14 protein-coding genes are annotated in these 14,091 nt (G+C 62.2%); 3 read left to right on the forward strand and 11 right to left on the reverse strand.

All coding sequences use genetic code 11. The features are described 5' to 3' along the window. The 9 genes from hutU to ftsY all read right to left on the reverse strand — a co-directional run bounded on the left by hutU (position 1) and on the right by ftsY (position 10,432). On the reverse strand, positions 1 to 1,704 hold the full coding sequence (gene hutU / locus AB5Y53_RS00460; protein WP_368180946.1) for a urocanate hydratase: 1,704 nt from the start codon (positions 1,702 to 1,704) through the stop codon (positions 1 to 3). A gap of 45 nt (positions 1,705 to 1,749) precedes the next feature. Beyond that, positions 1,750 to 2,688, reverse strand: coding sequence for a formimidoylglutamase (gene hutG, locus AB5Y53_RS00465; RefSeq protein ID WP_368180947.1), 939 nt, complete (start codon positions 2,686 to 2,688; stop codon positions 1,750 to 1,752). Beyond that, a complete protein-coding gene (gene hutI / locus AB5Y53_RS00470; RefSeq protein ID WP_368180948.1) occupies positions 2,681 to 3,916 on the reverse strand; it encodes an imidazolonepropionase in 1,236 nt (411 codons plus the stop codon). Before hutI ends, hutG begins: the two co-directional genes overlap by 8 nt. A 156-nt stretch (positions 3,917 to 4,072) precedes the next feature. Next, complete coding sequence (gene hutC / locus AB5Y53_RS00475; RefSeq protein WP_041212197.1) at positions 4,073 to 4,777, reverse strand: histidine utilization repressor; 705 nt, start codon at positions 4,775 to 4,777, stop codon at positions 4,073 to 4,075. 10 nt (positions 4,778 to 4,787) lie between these two features. Continuing rightward, entirely contained in the window at positions 4,788 to 5,447 is a 660-nt protein-coding gene (gene can / locus AB5Y53_RS00480; protein ID WP_010672606.1) for a carbonate dehydratase, read from the reverse strand. Positions 5,448 to 5,574: 127 nt separating this feature from the next. Then, positions 5,575 to 6,429, reverse strand: a complete 855-nt coding sequence (rpoH, locus tag AB5Y53_RS00485) for an RNA polymerase sigma factor RpoH (RefSeq protein WP_029313526.1) — start codon at positions 6,427 to 6,429, stop codon at positions 5,575 to 5,577. A gap of 452 nt (positions 6,430 to 6,881) precedes the next feature. Further along, positions 6,882 to 7,835: a permease-like cell division protein FtsX gene (gene ftsX, locus AB5Y53_RS00490; RefSeq protein WP_029313524.1), complete on the reverse strand. Its 954-nt coding sequence runs from the start codon at positions 7,833 to 7,835 to the stop codon at positions 6,882 to 6,884. Beyond that, positions 7,835 to 8,503, reverse strand: a complete 669-nt coding sequence (gene ftsE / locus AB5Y53_RS00495) for a cell division ATP-binding protein FtsE (RefSeq protein ID WP_010672603.1) — start codon at positions 8,501 to 8,503, stop codon at positions 7,835 to 7,837. Before ftsE ends, ftsX begins: the two co-directional genes overlap by 1 nt. A 222-nt stretch (positions 8,504 to 8,725) precedes the next feature. Continuing rightward, entirely contained in the window at positions 8,726 to 10,432 is a 1,707-nt protein-coding gene (ftsY, locus tag AB5Y53_RS00500; protein WP_368180949.1) for a signal recognition particle-docking protein FtsY, read from the reverse strand. 110 nt (positions 10,433 to 10,542) lie between these two features. Between ftsY and rsmD the strand changes: the two genes are divergently transcribed. Both rsmD and AB5Y53_RS00510 read left to right on the forward strand, forming a co-directional pair. Beyond that, positions 10,543 to 11,172, forward strand: coding sequence for a 16S rRNA (guanine(966)-N(2))-methyltransferase RsmD (gene rsmD / locus AB5Y53_RS00505; protein ID WP_109422015.1), 630 nt, complete (start codon positions 10,543 to 10,545; stop codon positions 11,170 to 11,172). A gap of 108 nt (positions 11,173 to 11,280) precedes the next feature. After that, complete coding sequence (locus tag AB5Y53_RS00510) at positions 11,281 to 11,595, forward strand: DUF1145 domain-containing protein (RefSeq protein WP_010672600.1); 315 nt, start codon at positions 11,281 to 11,283, stop codon at positions 11,593 to 11,595. Between the two features lie 33 nt (positions 11,596 to 11,628). On the opposite strand, the gene AB5Y53_RS00515 is transcribed toward AB5Y53_RS00510, so the two are convergent. Then, on the reverse strand, positions 11,629 to 11,994 hold the full coding sequence (locus AB5Y53_RS00515; protein WP_010672599.1) for a YijD family membrane protein: 366 nt from the start codon (positions 11,992 to 11,994) through the stop codon (positions 11,629 to 11,631). A gap of 19 nt (positions 11,995 to 12,013) precedes the next feature. Further along, on the reverse strand, positions 12,014 to 12,634 hold the full coding sequence (fabR, locus tag AB5Y53_RS00520; protein WP_010672598.1) for an HTH-type transcriptional repressor FabR: 621 nt from the start codon (positions 12,632 to 12,634) through the stop codon (positions 12,014 to 12,016). Positions 12,635 to 12,783: 149 nt separating this feature from the next. On the opposite strand from fabR, the gene AB5Y53_RS00525 reads away from it, so the two are divergent. Further along, positions 12,784 to 13,902 carry a fatty acid desaturase gene (locus AB5Y53_RS00525; protein WP_368180950.1) on the forward strand — a complete coding sequence of 373 codons (1,119 nt, stop codon included), beginning with the start codon at positions 12,784 to 12,786 and terminating at the stop codon, positions 13,900 to 13,902. Positions 13,903 to 14,091 lie beyond the last annotated feature (189 nt).

Below are 14,091 nucleotides of genomic sequence, written 5' to 3' on the forward strand. Positions count from 1 at the left end.
TTATTTCACCCCTTTGCCGGTGGAGTCGATCATCGGCAGATCCAGTTTCGCATCAACGGCACAGTTGATGGCAATCTCGTAGCCGGCGTCGGCGTGACGCATCACCCCGGTGGCCGGGTCGTTGCGCAGCACGCGGCCGACCCGCTTGGCGGCATCGTCGGTGCCGTCACAGACGATCACCACGCCGGAGTGCTGGGAGAAGCCCATGCCGACCCCGCCACCGTGGTGCAGGGAGACCCAGGTCGCGCCGCCGGCGGTGTTGAGCAGGGCGTTGAGCAGCGGCCAGTCGGAAACGGCGTCGGAGCCATCCATCATCGACTCGGTCTCGCGGTTCGGGCTCGCCACCGAGCCGGAGTCAAGGTGGTCACGGCCGATGACGACCGGTGCCTTCAACTCGCCATTCTTCACCATCTCGTTGAAGGCCAGGCCCAGGCGCACCCGATCCTTGACGCCAACCCAGCAGATCCGCGCCGGCAGTCCCTGGAAGGCGATGCGCTCGCGGGCCATGTCGAGCCAGTTGTGCAGGTGGGGATCGTCCGGGATCAGCTCTTTTACCTTCTGGTCGGTCTTGTAGATGTCTTCCGGGTCGCCGGAGAGCGCCACCCAGCGGAACGGGCCAATGCCCTCGCAGAACAGCGGGCGGATGTAGGCCGGCACGAAGCCCGGGAAGTCGAAGGCATTCTTGACCCCCTCTTCCAGCGCCATCTGGCGGATGTTGTTGCCGTAATCGAGCGTGGCGGCGCCGCGGGATTGCAGGGTCAGCATGGCTTCGACCTGACGGGCCATGGAGCGGCGAGCCGCCACGTTGACCTCGTCCGGTGCGCTCTTTTGCAGGTCGCGCCATTGGGCCACGCTCCAGCCCTGGGGCAGGTAGCCGTGTACCGGGTCATGGGCGGAGGTCTGGTCGGTCACCACGTCCGGCGTGATGCCGCGAGCCACCAGCTCGGCGAAGACGTCGGCGGCGTTGCCGAGCAGGCCGACGGAGACGGCGGTGCCGCTGCGTTTGGCCTCCTCGACCATGGCCAGCGCCTCATCCAGGCTGTGGGCCTTCTTGTCGACGTAGCGGGTACGCAGACGAAAATCGATACGGGTCTCGTCGCACTCCACGGCGATCATGGAGAAACCGGCCATGGTGGCGGCCAGAGGCTGGGCGCCGCCCATGCCGCCGAGCCCGCCGGTCAGGATCCATCGCCCTTTGGGCTCGCCATTGAAGTGCTGGTTGGCCACCGCGAAGAAGGTCTCGTAGGTGCCCTGCACTATCCCCTGGGTGCCGATGTAGATCCAGGAGCCGGCGGTCATCTGGCCGTACATCATCAAGCCCTTCTTGTCGAGCTCGTTGAAGTGCTCCCAGTTGGCCCAGTGGGGCACCAGGTTGGAGTTGGCGATGAGCACCCGCGGCGCATCCTTGTGGGTCTGGAACACCCCGACCGGCTTGCCGGATTGCACCAGCAGGGTCTGATCGTCCTCGAGCCGGGTCAGCACCTCGACGATCTTGTCATAGCAGGCCCAGTTGCGGGCGGCGCGGCCGATGCCGCCGTACACCACCAGGGACTGGGGATGCTCGGCAACATCCGGATCCAGGTTGTTCATCAGCATCCGCAGTGGCGCTTCGGTGAGCCAGCTCTTGGCGGTCAGCTGGGTGCCGTGGGGAGCACGGATCACGCGGCTCGGATCATGGCGGGGATCCTGGTGTTGTACAGACATAGACACTCCTTGTTTAGCGATGCAGTCAGGCGGCGCGGTGCGCCACTACTTGGTCAACTGGTGAACCAGGCGCGCGGCCACGCGGGCACTGCGGTTGTCCTGATCCAGGTTCGGGTTGTACTCGGCCAGATCGGCGAGCCTGAGCTTGCCGCTGGCCCGGATATGGGCGATGAGCGGTTCGATGACCGCCAGCTCCACGCCGCGAGCGGCGGGAGCGCTCACTCCCGGCATCACTGCCGCCGGCAGCACGTCGAGATCGATGGTGAGATAGAGGTGGTCGCAACGGGCGATGAAGGCATCCAGCCCGCCTAGCAAGGCTGGCAGCTCGGTCTGCGTCATCGCTTCGTCCAGCACGTGCCAGACTCCCAGCGCCTCGGCGCGGGCAAAGAGCGCCGCGGTATTGGCGGTTTCGGCCACCCCGAGACAGGCATAGTGAAAGGGGGTGCTCTGGGCAGCGCACTGCTCGGCAATCTGGAAGAAGGGGGTGCCCGAGCTCGCCTGCTCCTGTTTCATGCGCAGATCGAAGTGGGCGTCGAAATTGATGATCCCGACCCGCCCTTCGCCGCCAAGATGACGGTTCAGGCCGCTCCAGCTGCCAAACGCCACCTCGTGGCCGCCTCCCAGCACCAGGGGGAAGTGTCCCTGATCCAGCGCACTCGCGACCCGTTCGGCCAAGCGCCCGTGAGCGGCATCGAGATCGCCGTCCTCACAGGCCAGATCCCCGCCGTCATAGACGGGAGCGCCCAGATGCCAGGCCGTGTTGGCCAGCAGCTTGCGCACCGCCAGCGGTGCACCGGCCGCGCCGACCCGCCCCTTGTTGCGGCGCACCCCTTCGTCACAGGCAAAGCCGAGCAGCACCACGCCGGGTTCGCGATTCCCCTGCCAGGGTTGCACCCTATCGTGCCAGCGCAGGGCCAGCTCGCCGTCTTCGGGATCCTGACGCCCCTGCCAGACCGACATGTCGATCCCGTTGAACTTATCCATGAAGGGTTTCCTCCCCGTTGACCACACGGCTCACCAGCTGATCGACGCCGATGAGGTAGCTGAGCTCGGCCGGATGGCCGCAGTTCCAGACAAGGAAATCCGCCAGCATGCCGACCTTGAGCTGCCCCAGCCGTTCCTGCTCGCCAAGCGCCCTGGCGGCGTGGCGGGTCACCCCGGCCATGGCCTCCACCGGGGTCAGGCCAAACAGGGTGCAAGCCATGTTCATGGCCATGCGCAGGGAGACGATGGGGGCCGTGCCCGGGTTGATGTCGGAAGAGACAGCCATGGGTACCCCCGCCTTGCGCAAGGCGGCGACCGGGGGCAGCTTGGTCTCCTTGAGGAAATAGAAAGCGGTGGGCAGCAGGGTGGCGACCACGCCACGGTGGGCCAGCGCCTGGATCCCGTCCTGACCCAGGTACTCCAGGTGATCCACAGAGAGGGCGCCGAAGTGGGCGGCGAGCGTGCTGCCCCCCAGGTTGGAGAGCTGATCCATGTGCCCTTTCACCGCGAGGTTGTACTGATCCGCCGCCAGATAGACCTGCTCGGTCTGGGCAAGGGAGAAGCCGATGTGCTCGCAGAAGACATCCACCGCATCCGCGAGACCTGCCTCGGCCGCCGCCGGGATGATCTCCTGGCAGATGGTCTCGACCCAGGAGTCGGGATCGTCGCGATACTCCGGCGGCACCGCATGGGCTGCCAGCAGCGTGGTCTTGACCCGGATGGGTTGTTCCTCTCCCAGACGACGGGCCACCCGCAACATCTTGAGCTCGTCTTCCAGGGTGAGGCCGTAGCCGGACTTGATTTCGACTGTGGTGACCCCTTCCCGGATCAGGGACTTGATCCGCGGCAACGCCAGCTCATAGAGCCGCTCCTCGCTGGCTGCCCGGGTGGCGCGCACCGTGCTGATGATACCGCCCCCCTTGCGGGCGATCTCCGCATAGGGGACCCCCTTCTGGCGCAGCTCGAACTCTTCGGCGCGACTGCCGGCGAAGATGAGGTGGGTGTGGCAATCGATGAGACCGGGGGTGACCAGCTTCCCCTTCATGTCCTGCCAGGAGGCGGCATAGGGGCCCTTGAGATCCTGCATGGGGACCAGAGCGTGGATCTTGCCATCCCGCACGCCAAGGGCATGGGGCTCCAGCAGGCCGTAGTCCGCCAGATCGGGGCGCAGGGTGGCGGGTGTCACGTTGAGCCAGACCCGCTCGCAGTTCAACAGTTCCTTGTTCATACCGACCTCTAAATGTATATACAATAATTTATAGCCGATCTCTGAAAAGAAAGGAAGGATCAACTTCACATCTTGATAACAGCGGCTTTATTAGAGTGTAAGCACAAAAAAGCCCACCGAGAGGTAGGCTTTTAAATGCTTAATTTGTATATACAATTATGCGAGTCGCGTCTTGGAGCTCAGCTTGTAGCGGGAACCCGGCGACAACAATCTGGCATAGGAGACCAGACAGCCGTCTGACCAGGTGCGCCGGTGCAGCAGCAGGCAGGGGGTGTCGACCCTCACTTGCAGCAGTCCGGCTTCACCAGCACTCGGCAACACGGCTTCTACCACGTGCTCCATCTCGGAGAGGGGGCAGATCTCCATCAGATAGCTGTTTGGCGTCTGCTGGGTGAAATCCTGCTCGCCATAGCCGGGCAGTCGCTCGGCATCGACGAAGCGCTCCTCCAGTTGCAGCGGCTCCCCATCGGCCTGATGGACGATGAGGCTGTGAAAGGTGGGCGCCCCGACCCGCAGGCCCAGACGCACCGCCACTTTCTCGTCGGCGGCCTGACGTTGCAGCCGAATCACCCGCGCGCTGTACTCGCTGCCCCGCTCGGCGATCTCGTCTGCAATATTGCGAATCGCCAGGAGCGGCGACTCGGTACGCCTGTCGGCCACGAAACTGCCGGATCCGGCGGTGCGCACCAGCCAGCCTTCGGCCACCAGCTCACGCAGCGCCTTGTTCACCGTCATGCGGCTCACGGCAAACTGCTCGCACAGGGCGGCCTCGGTCGGGATCCGGTCGCCCGCCTGATAGTGGCGTTCGCGGATCCCGTCCAGGATGTGCTGCTTTATCTGAAGGTAGAGCGCAGGAGCCACCGGCTGGTCCTCAGCGACGACGGTGGGGCGGACGCATGTCCGGCCAGGCGCGATAGACGTCCGGGATCTGGTCAGGGCCGCTGATGCAAAGATCGAGATCATGCAGCAGGCCATCCTTGATGCCGTAGATCCAGCCGTGCACCGCCAGCTCCTGCCCCTTGCGCCAGGCATTCTGGATGATGGTGGTGTGGCAGACGTTGGCGACCTGCTCGGCCACGTTCAGCTCGCACAGGTAGTCGAAGCGCTCGTGCTCATCCTCGATGGCTTCGAGCTGTTCGCCGTATTTGAAGTAGACGTCCTTGATGTTGCGCAGCCAGTTGTCGATGAGACCCAGCTCCTGGTTCTGCATCGCAGCCTTGACGCCACCGCAGCCATAGTGGCCGCAGACGATGATGTGCTTCACCTTGAGCACCTCCACCGCGTATTGCAGCACCGAGAGGCAGTTGAAGTCGGTGTGCACCACCAAGTTGGCGACGTTGCGGTGGACAAAGACGTCCCCCGGCAAAAGCCCCATCAGCTGGTTGGCGGGAACCCGGCTGTCGGAACAGCCGATCCAGAGGTACTCGGGTGCCTGCTGGGCGGACAGGGTAGCGAAGAAATTGGGATCCTCGGCCTTGATCCGTTCCGCCCACTCGCGGTTGTTGGTAAACAAGTCGTTCAACAGTTTCACTTCTGCTCTCCCTACTGTGGCAGTGGCGGCAACATACCATACACAAGGGTAACCAAGGCAAGGCCGACCAGATCCCCGCAAAACAAAAACAGGGCCATCAGGCCCTGCTTCTTACCGGAGGAGGCCGTCAGGCATCCATGGCATCTTTCAGCTTCTTGAGCGCGTTTTTCTCAAGCTGGCGCACCCGCTCGGCCGAGACGCCGTAAGTATCGGCCAGCTCCTGCAGGGTGGTCTTGCTCTCGTCATCGAGCCAGCGGGCACGGATGATGTGCTGGCTGCGCTCGTCCAGGGTCGCCATGGCCGCACTCAGGCGACGGGTGGCATGGCTGTCCCAGTTGTCGTTCTCGATGTTCGCGGCGAGATCGGAAGATTTGTCTTCCAGATAGTGCACCGGCGCGAAGCCACCCTCGTCTTCATCGTCACCGACCAGGTCGAAGGCCTGATCGTAATTGCTCATGCGCGCTTCCATCTCGGTGACGTCGGCAGCGGATACCCCGAGGTCGGCAGCCACGGCCTGCACCTCTTCGTGGTTCAGCCAGCCCAGACGCTTCTTGGACTTGCGCAGGTTGAAGAACAGCTTGCGCTGGGCCTTGGTGGTCGCCACCTTGACCATGCGCCAGTTGCGCAACACATATTCGTGGATTTCGGCCTTGATCCAGTGCACGGCGAAGGAGACCAGACGCACGCCCACGCTCGGGTCGAAGCGTTTGACGGCTTTCATCAGGCCGATGTTGCCTTCCTGCACCAGATCGGCCTGAGGCAGGCCATAGCCGGAGTAGCTCTTGGCCACGTGAACGACAAAACGCAGGTGCGACATAACGAGCTGGCGTGCAGCTTCGAGATCGCCATCCTGCTGCAGACGCATCGCCAGTTCGCGCTCTTCCTCTGCGCTCAGCACAGGGATCGAGTTGACGGCCTGGATATAGCCTTCCAGACTACCTTGCGGAATCAGAGCCATAGTGCGTTGCAATGAAGTTCCCATGTTCTACCTCTTACTTTTCAATCGAATCAGTCTAACACCCTGAGAAGACGTGTCTACCGACCAGGTATCATTCTGCGTGCTGCATCATACATCACCCCAGCATGAACCCGGCCTATCTTAGGCTGACGGCATGAATCATAAATGAACAGTCAAAAAAAAGGGGTCACAGTAAAGGACCCCTGAAAAGTAGCATGCTAAGTCCATTGTTGCGGAGCTCGCAACCTTCACATGCTTGCCAAGTCAGACGAGCAAGGCATAGGGGCCATACCCGTATTCATTCTGCTGCAGTCAATAGACCATTGATAAATCAAAAGGTTCAGAGGATCCACATATGATCCTCGGCGCAGACACCATTCAGATTACTCTGAGAAAGTGGCCCGTGCCAGAAACGGGCCACTCTTTTACTTGATCCAGTTCGCAAAATCCAGCGCTTTAAAATGCTGACAAATTAATCAGGACGGTTCTATGTCGCGAATGTGCCTGTGCACCGAGAACCAGGAGGCGATCAACCCTAGCAGGGCGCCCAGCAGTATAAGATTGAAACCGTCGAACGCCCCCATCCCCACCAGACGGAAGTTGCTGTTGTAGAGCCCCGCCAGCTCCTTCACCACCCCCTCGCTCCAGATCACCATCACCTCGGTCAGCCACCAGGCCAGCATGCCGCCGATGACCCCGAACCAGATGCCCGTATAGAGGAAGGGACGGTGGATGAAGGCATCGGTCGCGCCCACCAGCTTGAGCACTTCAATCTCGGAACGCTGGTTGAGGATATTCAGGCGCAGGGTGTTGCCCACGATCAGCAACACGGCGGAGAGCAGCAACACCGCGATACCTGTAATGGTGTGGCGCAGCAGGTTCATGATCCCCTGCAACCGGGTCAACCACTGCAGATCCAGCTTGCCCTGCTCGATACCGGGCTCGTTCTCCAGCTTGGCGAGCAGCTCGGCGGCCCCTTCGGGATTCTGCCAGCGCGGATCCGGGATCACGCTCAGCACCGGCGGCAGCGGGTTGCTGTCCAGATAATCCAGGGCATCACCGAAACCGGAGATCTCCCGAAATTCCCTGAGCGCCTCGTCACGGTTCATATAAGTGACAGACTCCACCTCCGGATAGAGCAGGATCCGCTGCTTCATGTCGAGGATGCTCTGCTCCGGCAGATCTTTGCGCAGATAGAGAGAGATCTGGGAGCTGGTCTGCCAGCTCCCCTCTACCACTTCGGCATTCTTCAGCAATACGTGGAAACAGGAAGGCAGCGCCAGACTCACGCCAAGCACTGCCAGGGTCATCAGGGAGGCGAGCGGGTTGCGCCACAGCTCACCCAGGCTGGCAAAGGCCTGACGCACATGATCCACCCCATACATCATCAAGCGACGCAACGGCGGCTGTTTATGACGAACAATAGCCATCAGCGATCCTCCCCGGACGAATACATGCGACCCGCCTTGAGGGTCAGGGTGCGGTAGCGCATCCGGGCGATCAGCCCCAGATCGTGAGTGGCAATCAGCACGGAGACGCCGAAGCGGTTGAACTCCTCGAACAGGCGCATGATGTCCATGGAAAGCTGGGGATCCAGGTTGCCGGTCGGCTCGTCAGCCAGCAGCAGGGGCGGCTTGTTGACGATGGCGCGGGCGATGCCGACCCGCTGCTGCTCACCGCCGGAGAGCATGCGAGGCTGGTAGCGCTCCTTGCCGAGCAGCCCGACCTTGTCGAGCGCCGCCGCCACCCGCTTGTTGATGTCCCCATGGCTGTAGCCATCGATCACCAGGGGCAGGGCGACGTTGTCGAACACGGTACGATCCATCAGCAGGCGGTGATCCTGGAAGATCATGCCGATCTGGCGGCGCACGTAGGGGATCTGACTGCGCTGGATGTGGCTGACGTCATCGCCGTGGAAGAAGACGCGGCCGTCGGTCGGTCGTTCCATCACGCTGATGAGCTTGAGGAGGGTACTCTTGCCCGCCCCCGAATGGCCGGTCAGGAAGGCCATCTCCCCCTTGCGCAGGTGAAAACTGACCTTTTGCAGCGCTTGATGACCGCCACTGTACACCTTGCTGACCTTGTCAAAACGAATCATAACGGTTCCCTGAGATTGACAAACCCCGAACGGGATAAAGCATGGGGCGCTCACTCCCCCGTACCGGCACAACACCTGGATGACAACATCGGTCGCAACCATGCTGCATGTCATCCTTGCCCGGATGAGCCATGCCTGCGCCCTCATAGTGACATACCCCGACCGGAGTCGGGGTATGGAACACATGCTCGTCACGGCCGGGCCGACTCATGTCAGCCGGATTTATTCTTCGCGGCTGAAGAGCGCCTCGATGAAGTCGTTGGCGACGAACGGGCGCAGATCGTCGATCCCCTCGCCCACCCCGATGTAGCGGATCGGGATCTGGAACTTGTCGGCCACCGCGAAGATGACACCACCCTTGGCAGTGCCGTCCAGCTTGGTGAGGGTGATGCCGGTCAGGCCCACCGCCTCGCTGAACAGCTTGGCCTGGCTCAATGCGTTCTGGCCGGTGCCTGCGTCCAGAGTCAGCATGATCTCGTGGGGCGCCGCATCGTCCAGCTTCTTCATCACCCGCACCACCTTCTTGAGCTCCTCCATCAGGTTGCTCTTGTTCTGCAGGCGGCCGGCGGTATCAGCGATCAGCACGTCAGCCCCGCGGGAGCGGGCTGCCTCGATGGCGTCATAGATGACGGAGGCGGAGTCGGCACCGGTGTGCTGGGCAATCACCGGAATGTTGTTGCGCTGACCCCACACCTGCAGCTGCTCGACCGCCGCGGCACGGAAGGTATCGCCAGCGGCCAGCATCACGCTCTTGCCCTCGGCCTGGAACTGTTTGGCCAGTTTGCCGATGGTGGTGGTCTTGCCGACGCCGTTCACGCCGACCATCAGGATGACGTAAGGCTTCTTGCTGGTGTCGATCACCAGGGGCTGCTCGACCTTGGCCAGCATCTCGCCCATGTCCTGTTTGAGCAGACCGTAGAGCGCCTCGGCGTCCTTGAGTTGCTTGCGATCCGCGTGCTGTACCAGCCCCTCGATGATGCGGGTGGTGGTGTCGACGCCAAGATCGGCGGTCAGCAGCTGGGTCTCCAGCTCTTCGAACAGATCGTCATCGATCTTCTTGCCACGGAACAGGCCGAAGAAACCGGAACCGATATTCTCCCTGGTACGCACCAGGCTGCGCTTGAGGCGGGCAAAGAAGCCCTCCCGCTGCGGCTTCTCCTGAGTGTCGTCGTCCACCTTGGCGGCCAGTGGCAGAGCGGCCAGAGCGGCGGCCTCAGCCTCCATCGCGGCGACCAGACGCAAATCTTCCGCTCGTTGAGCCTCTTTGGCGACACGGGCTTCCTCGGCAGCCTGAGCTTCGGCGGCAATACGAGCTTCTTCCGCGGCACGGGCCTCGGCGGCAAGACGAGCCTCTTCCGCAGCGCGAGCCTCGGCAGCAATACGAGCTTCTTCCGCAGCGCGAGCCTCGGCGGCAACACGAGCCTCTTCCGCAGCGCGAGCTTCGGCGGCAACACGGACCTCTTCTGCGGCGCGGGCTTCGGCGGCAATACGAGCCTCTTCCGCAGCGCGAGCTTCGGCGGCAACACGGGCCTCTTCAGCAGCGCGAGCCTCGGCGGCAATACGGGTCTCTTCTGCAGCACGAGCCTCGGCGGCAACACGGGCTTCTTCTGCGGCGCGGGCTTCGGCGGCGACAATGGCTTCTTCTGCGACCTGAGCTTCGGTGGCGATCAAGGCCTCATTGACGATGACGGGCTCAAGCTCGCCCTCCGGCTCTTCCACAACCAGGGGGCCTTCGTCAGGGCCGCTCAGCGGCGCTTCGGGCTTGGCGGCGGGGGCATCAGCCGGGGCAACATCGGCGACAGGCGCGGGAACAGCGGCGGCCTCCGACTCGACTACCGCCGGGGTAGCGTCGGGCGCCTGCGATGGAACGGCCTCAGCCTCTTCTTTCTTGCGGCCGAAACCCAGCCAGGAAAACAAACCTTTTGCCATCTAAAAATACTCACATCAAAGGCTGACTGCTAAGATAGCCGTCCCTCGGCGGGTCGGCATAAAAATGAACCGCCTTATACTATCACTTTATTTTCTGACGACGAAACGCGATGCCCAGAGTGAAATCCAGCCGTAACAGCCCGAGCAAGAGCCCGGCCCCCCAGGGGCGAGCGGGCGTGGTACGAATCATCAGCGGCCAATGGAAGGGGCGCAAACTCCCCGTCAGGGATGTGGAAGGGCTCAGACCCACCACGGATCGCGTCAAGGAGACCATCTTCAACTGGCTGGCTCCCCACGTGCGCGGTACCCGCTGCCTGGATCTGTTCGCCGGCAGCGGCGGGCTGGGGCTGGAAGCCTTGTCCCGCTATGCCGAACAGGTCACCCTGATCGAGATGGACAGAGGCGCCGCCGACCAGCTCAAGAAGAACCTGACGACCCTGGGCAGCAGCCAGGGGCAGGTGATCCAGGCTGATGCCGTGAGCTGGCTGCAAGGCACGGCCACGCCGTTCGATCTGGTCTTTCTGGACCCACCGTTTCGTCGCGAGCTGCTGCCCCAGGTGTGCGAGCTGCTCGAGCAGCGCGGCTGGCTGGCATCCGATGCCCTCATCTATCTGGAGCGGGAAAAAGAGATGGCCGATCTGGCGCTGCCCGCCAGCTGGAAACTACTCAAGGACAAGCAGGCTGGTCAGGTCTGCTATCAGCTCTATCTGCGGGACACCAAGCATGACGCAGCTGTTTAAAGGGGAGATGGGTACAGTCCCCTTCTCCGTCAATTTGGACAACGGCTCAAGGACAAGCAGGTCGATCACATCAGGCCTGCTATCAACTCTATGTACGGGAGGTAAACGATGAAGCGGGTGTTTAATCTGTTGGCGATGGGGGTGCTGCTGTTCTTCTGGTTCGGTGTGGCACTCGCCCTGCTGGGCACCCTGCCGGGCAAACTGAACGGCTTTCTGCCGGTGTGCGGCGTCATCGTGATATTGATGCACTGGGTACAGGCCAGCATGATCAAGGCGGCATGCAAACCCTACTTCGCGGTCACTCGTCTCGAATTCACCCAGGTGCTGATCTTCGGGGTGTTCGGCATGATGGATATCCGCACCAAGCTGCAGGCCATCATAGACGCCAGGAAGAAGGGAGAGACCCCCCCTAGGGCCGATTAGGCCACCCCCGGCCCGACCAGAAGGAGTGATTCGTCACTCCTTCTGCGTTTTTCCGAGGCTGATTCCCAGCTTGATGGAGAGGGCGGCAAGCAGCAGCAGCATGGCAATGAGGGAGAAGAAGTTGCTGCCAAGCTCGGGGTACTGCACCTTGACCAGGGCAGAATGGCCGAACACGCCGATAAAGAAGCAGAGCAGAATGCAGCTGGGTGTGTTGCCCACCATGGGCTCATGGCGATAGTGCTGATAGAGCTGGCTGGCCGCCAGCAACAGGGCGATGAGGGGGTAGAAGGAGAAGGGGACGACCGACTCCGTCAAGGCCGACAGGAAGGCATCGCCACAGATACCGATCAGCAGGGCCAGCACCAGGGGCTTCTTCGGAATCGCGTTCGGTTCATGCATGAGGCTGTCCATCCTTGCGTTATGTGAGAGATTCGTGGCGCTTGCGGTTCTGCACCTCGGCGCCCATGGCGATCATCCGCAACTGGCTGATGGTGCGCTCCGACAGTGCCTTGCACTCTTCCGGGGTCATGTCGAGGGCGTCTGCACCGGCGCTGAAGACGATGGTCACCATGGCCTCGGCCTGGATATAGGCCTCTTCCCGTGGCGCCTGCGTGGTGGCTTCCAGATAATCGGTCAGCTCGGCGATGAAGTGCTGGATCTCCCGGGCCACCGCCTGACGGAATGCAGCCGAGGTGCCGGAGCGCTCGCGCAGCAGCAGCCGGAAGATGTTCGGGTTGTTTTCGACGAATTCCATGAAGGTCTGCACCGAGGTGCTGATGACGCTGCCACCACCGGCAATGCGCTGGCGCGCCTGGCGCATCAGTTGGCGCAGGGTCAGCCCTCCCTCGTCCACCAGCGTCAGCCCCAGCTCTTCCATGTCCCGAAAGTGGCGATAGAAGGAGGTCGGCGCTATGCCCGCCTCTCTGGCCACTTCCCGCAGGCTGAGGTTGGAGAAACTGCGGTTGGCGCAGAGTTGACTGAACGCCGCCTCGATCAGCGTACGCCGGGTTTTTTCTTTTTGTTGCGCGCGAATACCCACGAAAACAGTCACCTTGAGATTAGCGAGGCCAGATGATAACCCGAAGGCGGGGCCGGGATCAGGTTTGTCTCCGACTTTTTTACCATTGACCCGCATTCCGGCTCAATGGAGAATAGTGAACAGCTGTTCGCTGAAAGGAGCCGAGTGAAATGGACCGCCCCCCGATCATCATGACCAACACCCTGCTGTTTGCCCTCTCCGGGCTGACGGCACTGATAGCGGTCCCCTGGTATGGACTGAGCCAGGGCTACGACCTATGGCAGTGGCTCTGCTTCCTGCTGCTGTTCTGCTATTGCGGCATCTCCATCACCGCCGGCTACCACAGGCTCTGGTCCCACAAGGCCTACAAGGCGCACCCGGCCCTGCAATGGATCTTCGCCATCGGAGGCGCGCTAGCCCTGCAGAACTCGGCGCTGCACTGGTCCTCGGATCATCGCCGCCACCACCGCCACGTGGATGACAACCAGAAGGATCCCTACAGTGCGGGTCGCGGCTTCTGGTACTCCCACATCGGCTGGATGCTGCGGGAATACCAGCGCGATACCTACCACGACTACAGCAATGTGCGCGACCTGCAAAACAACCCCGTGGTCGCCTTCCAGCACAGGCACTATCTGGCCCTGGCTCTGGTCACCAACATCGGCATTCCGCTGCTGCTCGGCCTCTTGCACGGGGATCTGCTTGGTATGTTGCTGCTGGCCGGGGCGCTGCGCATGGTGATGACCCATCACACCACCTTCTTCATCAACTCCCTGGCCCACATCTGGGGCAGCCAACCGTTCACGGATCGCAACAGCGCCCGGGACAACGGCATCCTGGCCTTCTTCACCTTTGGCGAGGGCTATCACAACTTCCATCACCTGTTCGAGAACGACTACCGCAACGGCATCCAGTGGTGGCAGTTCGATCCCACCAAGTGGCTGATCCGCACCGCCGCCTGGTGCGGGCTCGCCAAAGACCTGAGATCCTGCCCGGAGGAACGCATCGAGCAGGCCAGGCTGGAGATGCAACTCAAGCGCGCCCAGGCCAGAGTGCACCAGCAGGATGACAGGGAACGCTGGCAGGCACTGCTGCAGGAGGAGTACGACAAGCTGAGCCTGCAGATCCAGCACTACTATGCCAGCCGCAAGTCACTGCTGGAGCAGCGCAAGCGCACAGCCCTCGCACGCTACGACAGGCTCAGGCTGCAACTGGAGTACCGCACGTTGCGAGACGGTTTCCTCGTTGCCAAGCGCAACTGGAGTCGTCTGCTGGCGGGCCTCGCCTGATCGCCGAGACATCACGCAAAAGACCGCCAGCAGGCGGTCTTTTTGATTGGGCAAGTGGACGGCGGGCATAAAAAAAATGGGGCAACATTCGCATGTCACCCCCTCGCAAATAGCATGTTCCATATTGGGCTCCCGCAACCACGGGGGTCTGTCTGGCATCACGGGTTTCCGCTCCCGATCTGCCTCGCC

Origin of the sequence: Aeromonas sp. R7-5, from assembly GCF_040908015.1 — a bacterium.
In the GTDB taxonomy this organism is placed as follows: Bacteria; Pseudomonadota; Gammaproteobacteria; order Enterobacterales; family Aeromonadaceae; genus Aeromonas; species Aeromonas caviae.

Coding starts and splice junctions, on each gene's coding strand:
- rpoH (WP_029313526.1), bottom strand. CDS start 6,429: ATGGGAACTTCATTGCAACGCACTATGGCTCTGATTCCGCAAGGTAGT.
- AB5Y53_RS00525 (WP_368180950.1), top strand. CDS start 12,784: ATGGACCGCCCCCCGATCATCATGACCAACACCCTGCTGTTTGCCCTC.
- hutU (WP_368180946.1), bottom strand. CDS start 1,704: ATGTCTGTACAACACCAGGATCCCCGCCATGATCCGAGCCGCGTGATC.
- hutI (WP_368180948.1), bottom strand. CDS start 3,916: ATGAACAAGGAACTGTTGAACTGCGAGCGGGTCTGGCTCAACGTGACA.
- ftsE (WP_010672603.1), bottom strand. CDS start 8,503: ATGATTCGTTTTGACAAGGTCAGCAAGGTGTACAGTGGCGGTCATCAA.
- ftsY (WP_368180949.1), bottom strand. CDS start 10,432: ATGGCAAAAGGTTTGTTTTCCTGGCTGGGTTTCGGCCGCAAGAAAGAA.
- rsmD (WP_109422015.1), top strand. CDS start 10,543: ATGCCCAGAGTGAAATCCAGCCGTAACAGCCCGAGCAAGAGCCCGGCC.
- hutG (WP_368180947.1), bottom strand. CDS start 2,688: ATGGATAAGTTCAACGGGATCGACATGTCGGTCTGGCAGGGGCGTCAG.
- ftsX (WP_029313524.1), bottom strand. CDS start 7,835: ATGGCTATTGTTCGTCATAAACAGCCGCCGTTGCGTCGCTTGATGATG.
- AB5Y53_RS00510 (WP_010672600.1), top strand. CDS start 11,281: ATGAAGCGGGTGTTTAATCTGTTGGCGATGGGGGTGCTGCTGTTCTTC.
- AB5Y53_RS00515 (WP_010672599.1), bottom strand. CDS start 11,994: ATGCATGAACCGAACGCGATTCCGAAGAAGCCCCTGGTGCTGGCCCTG.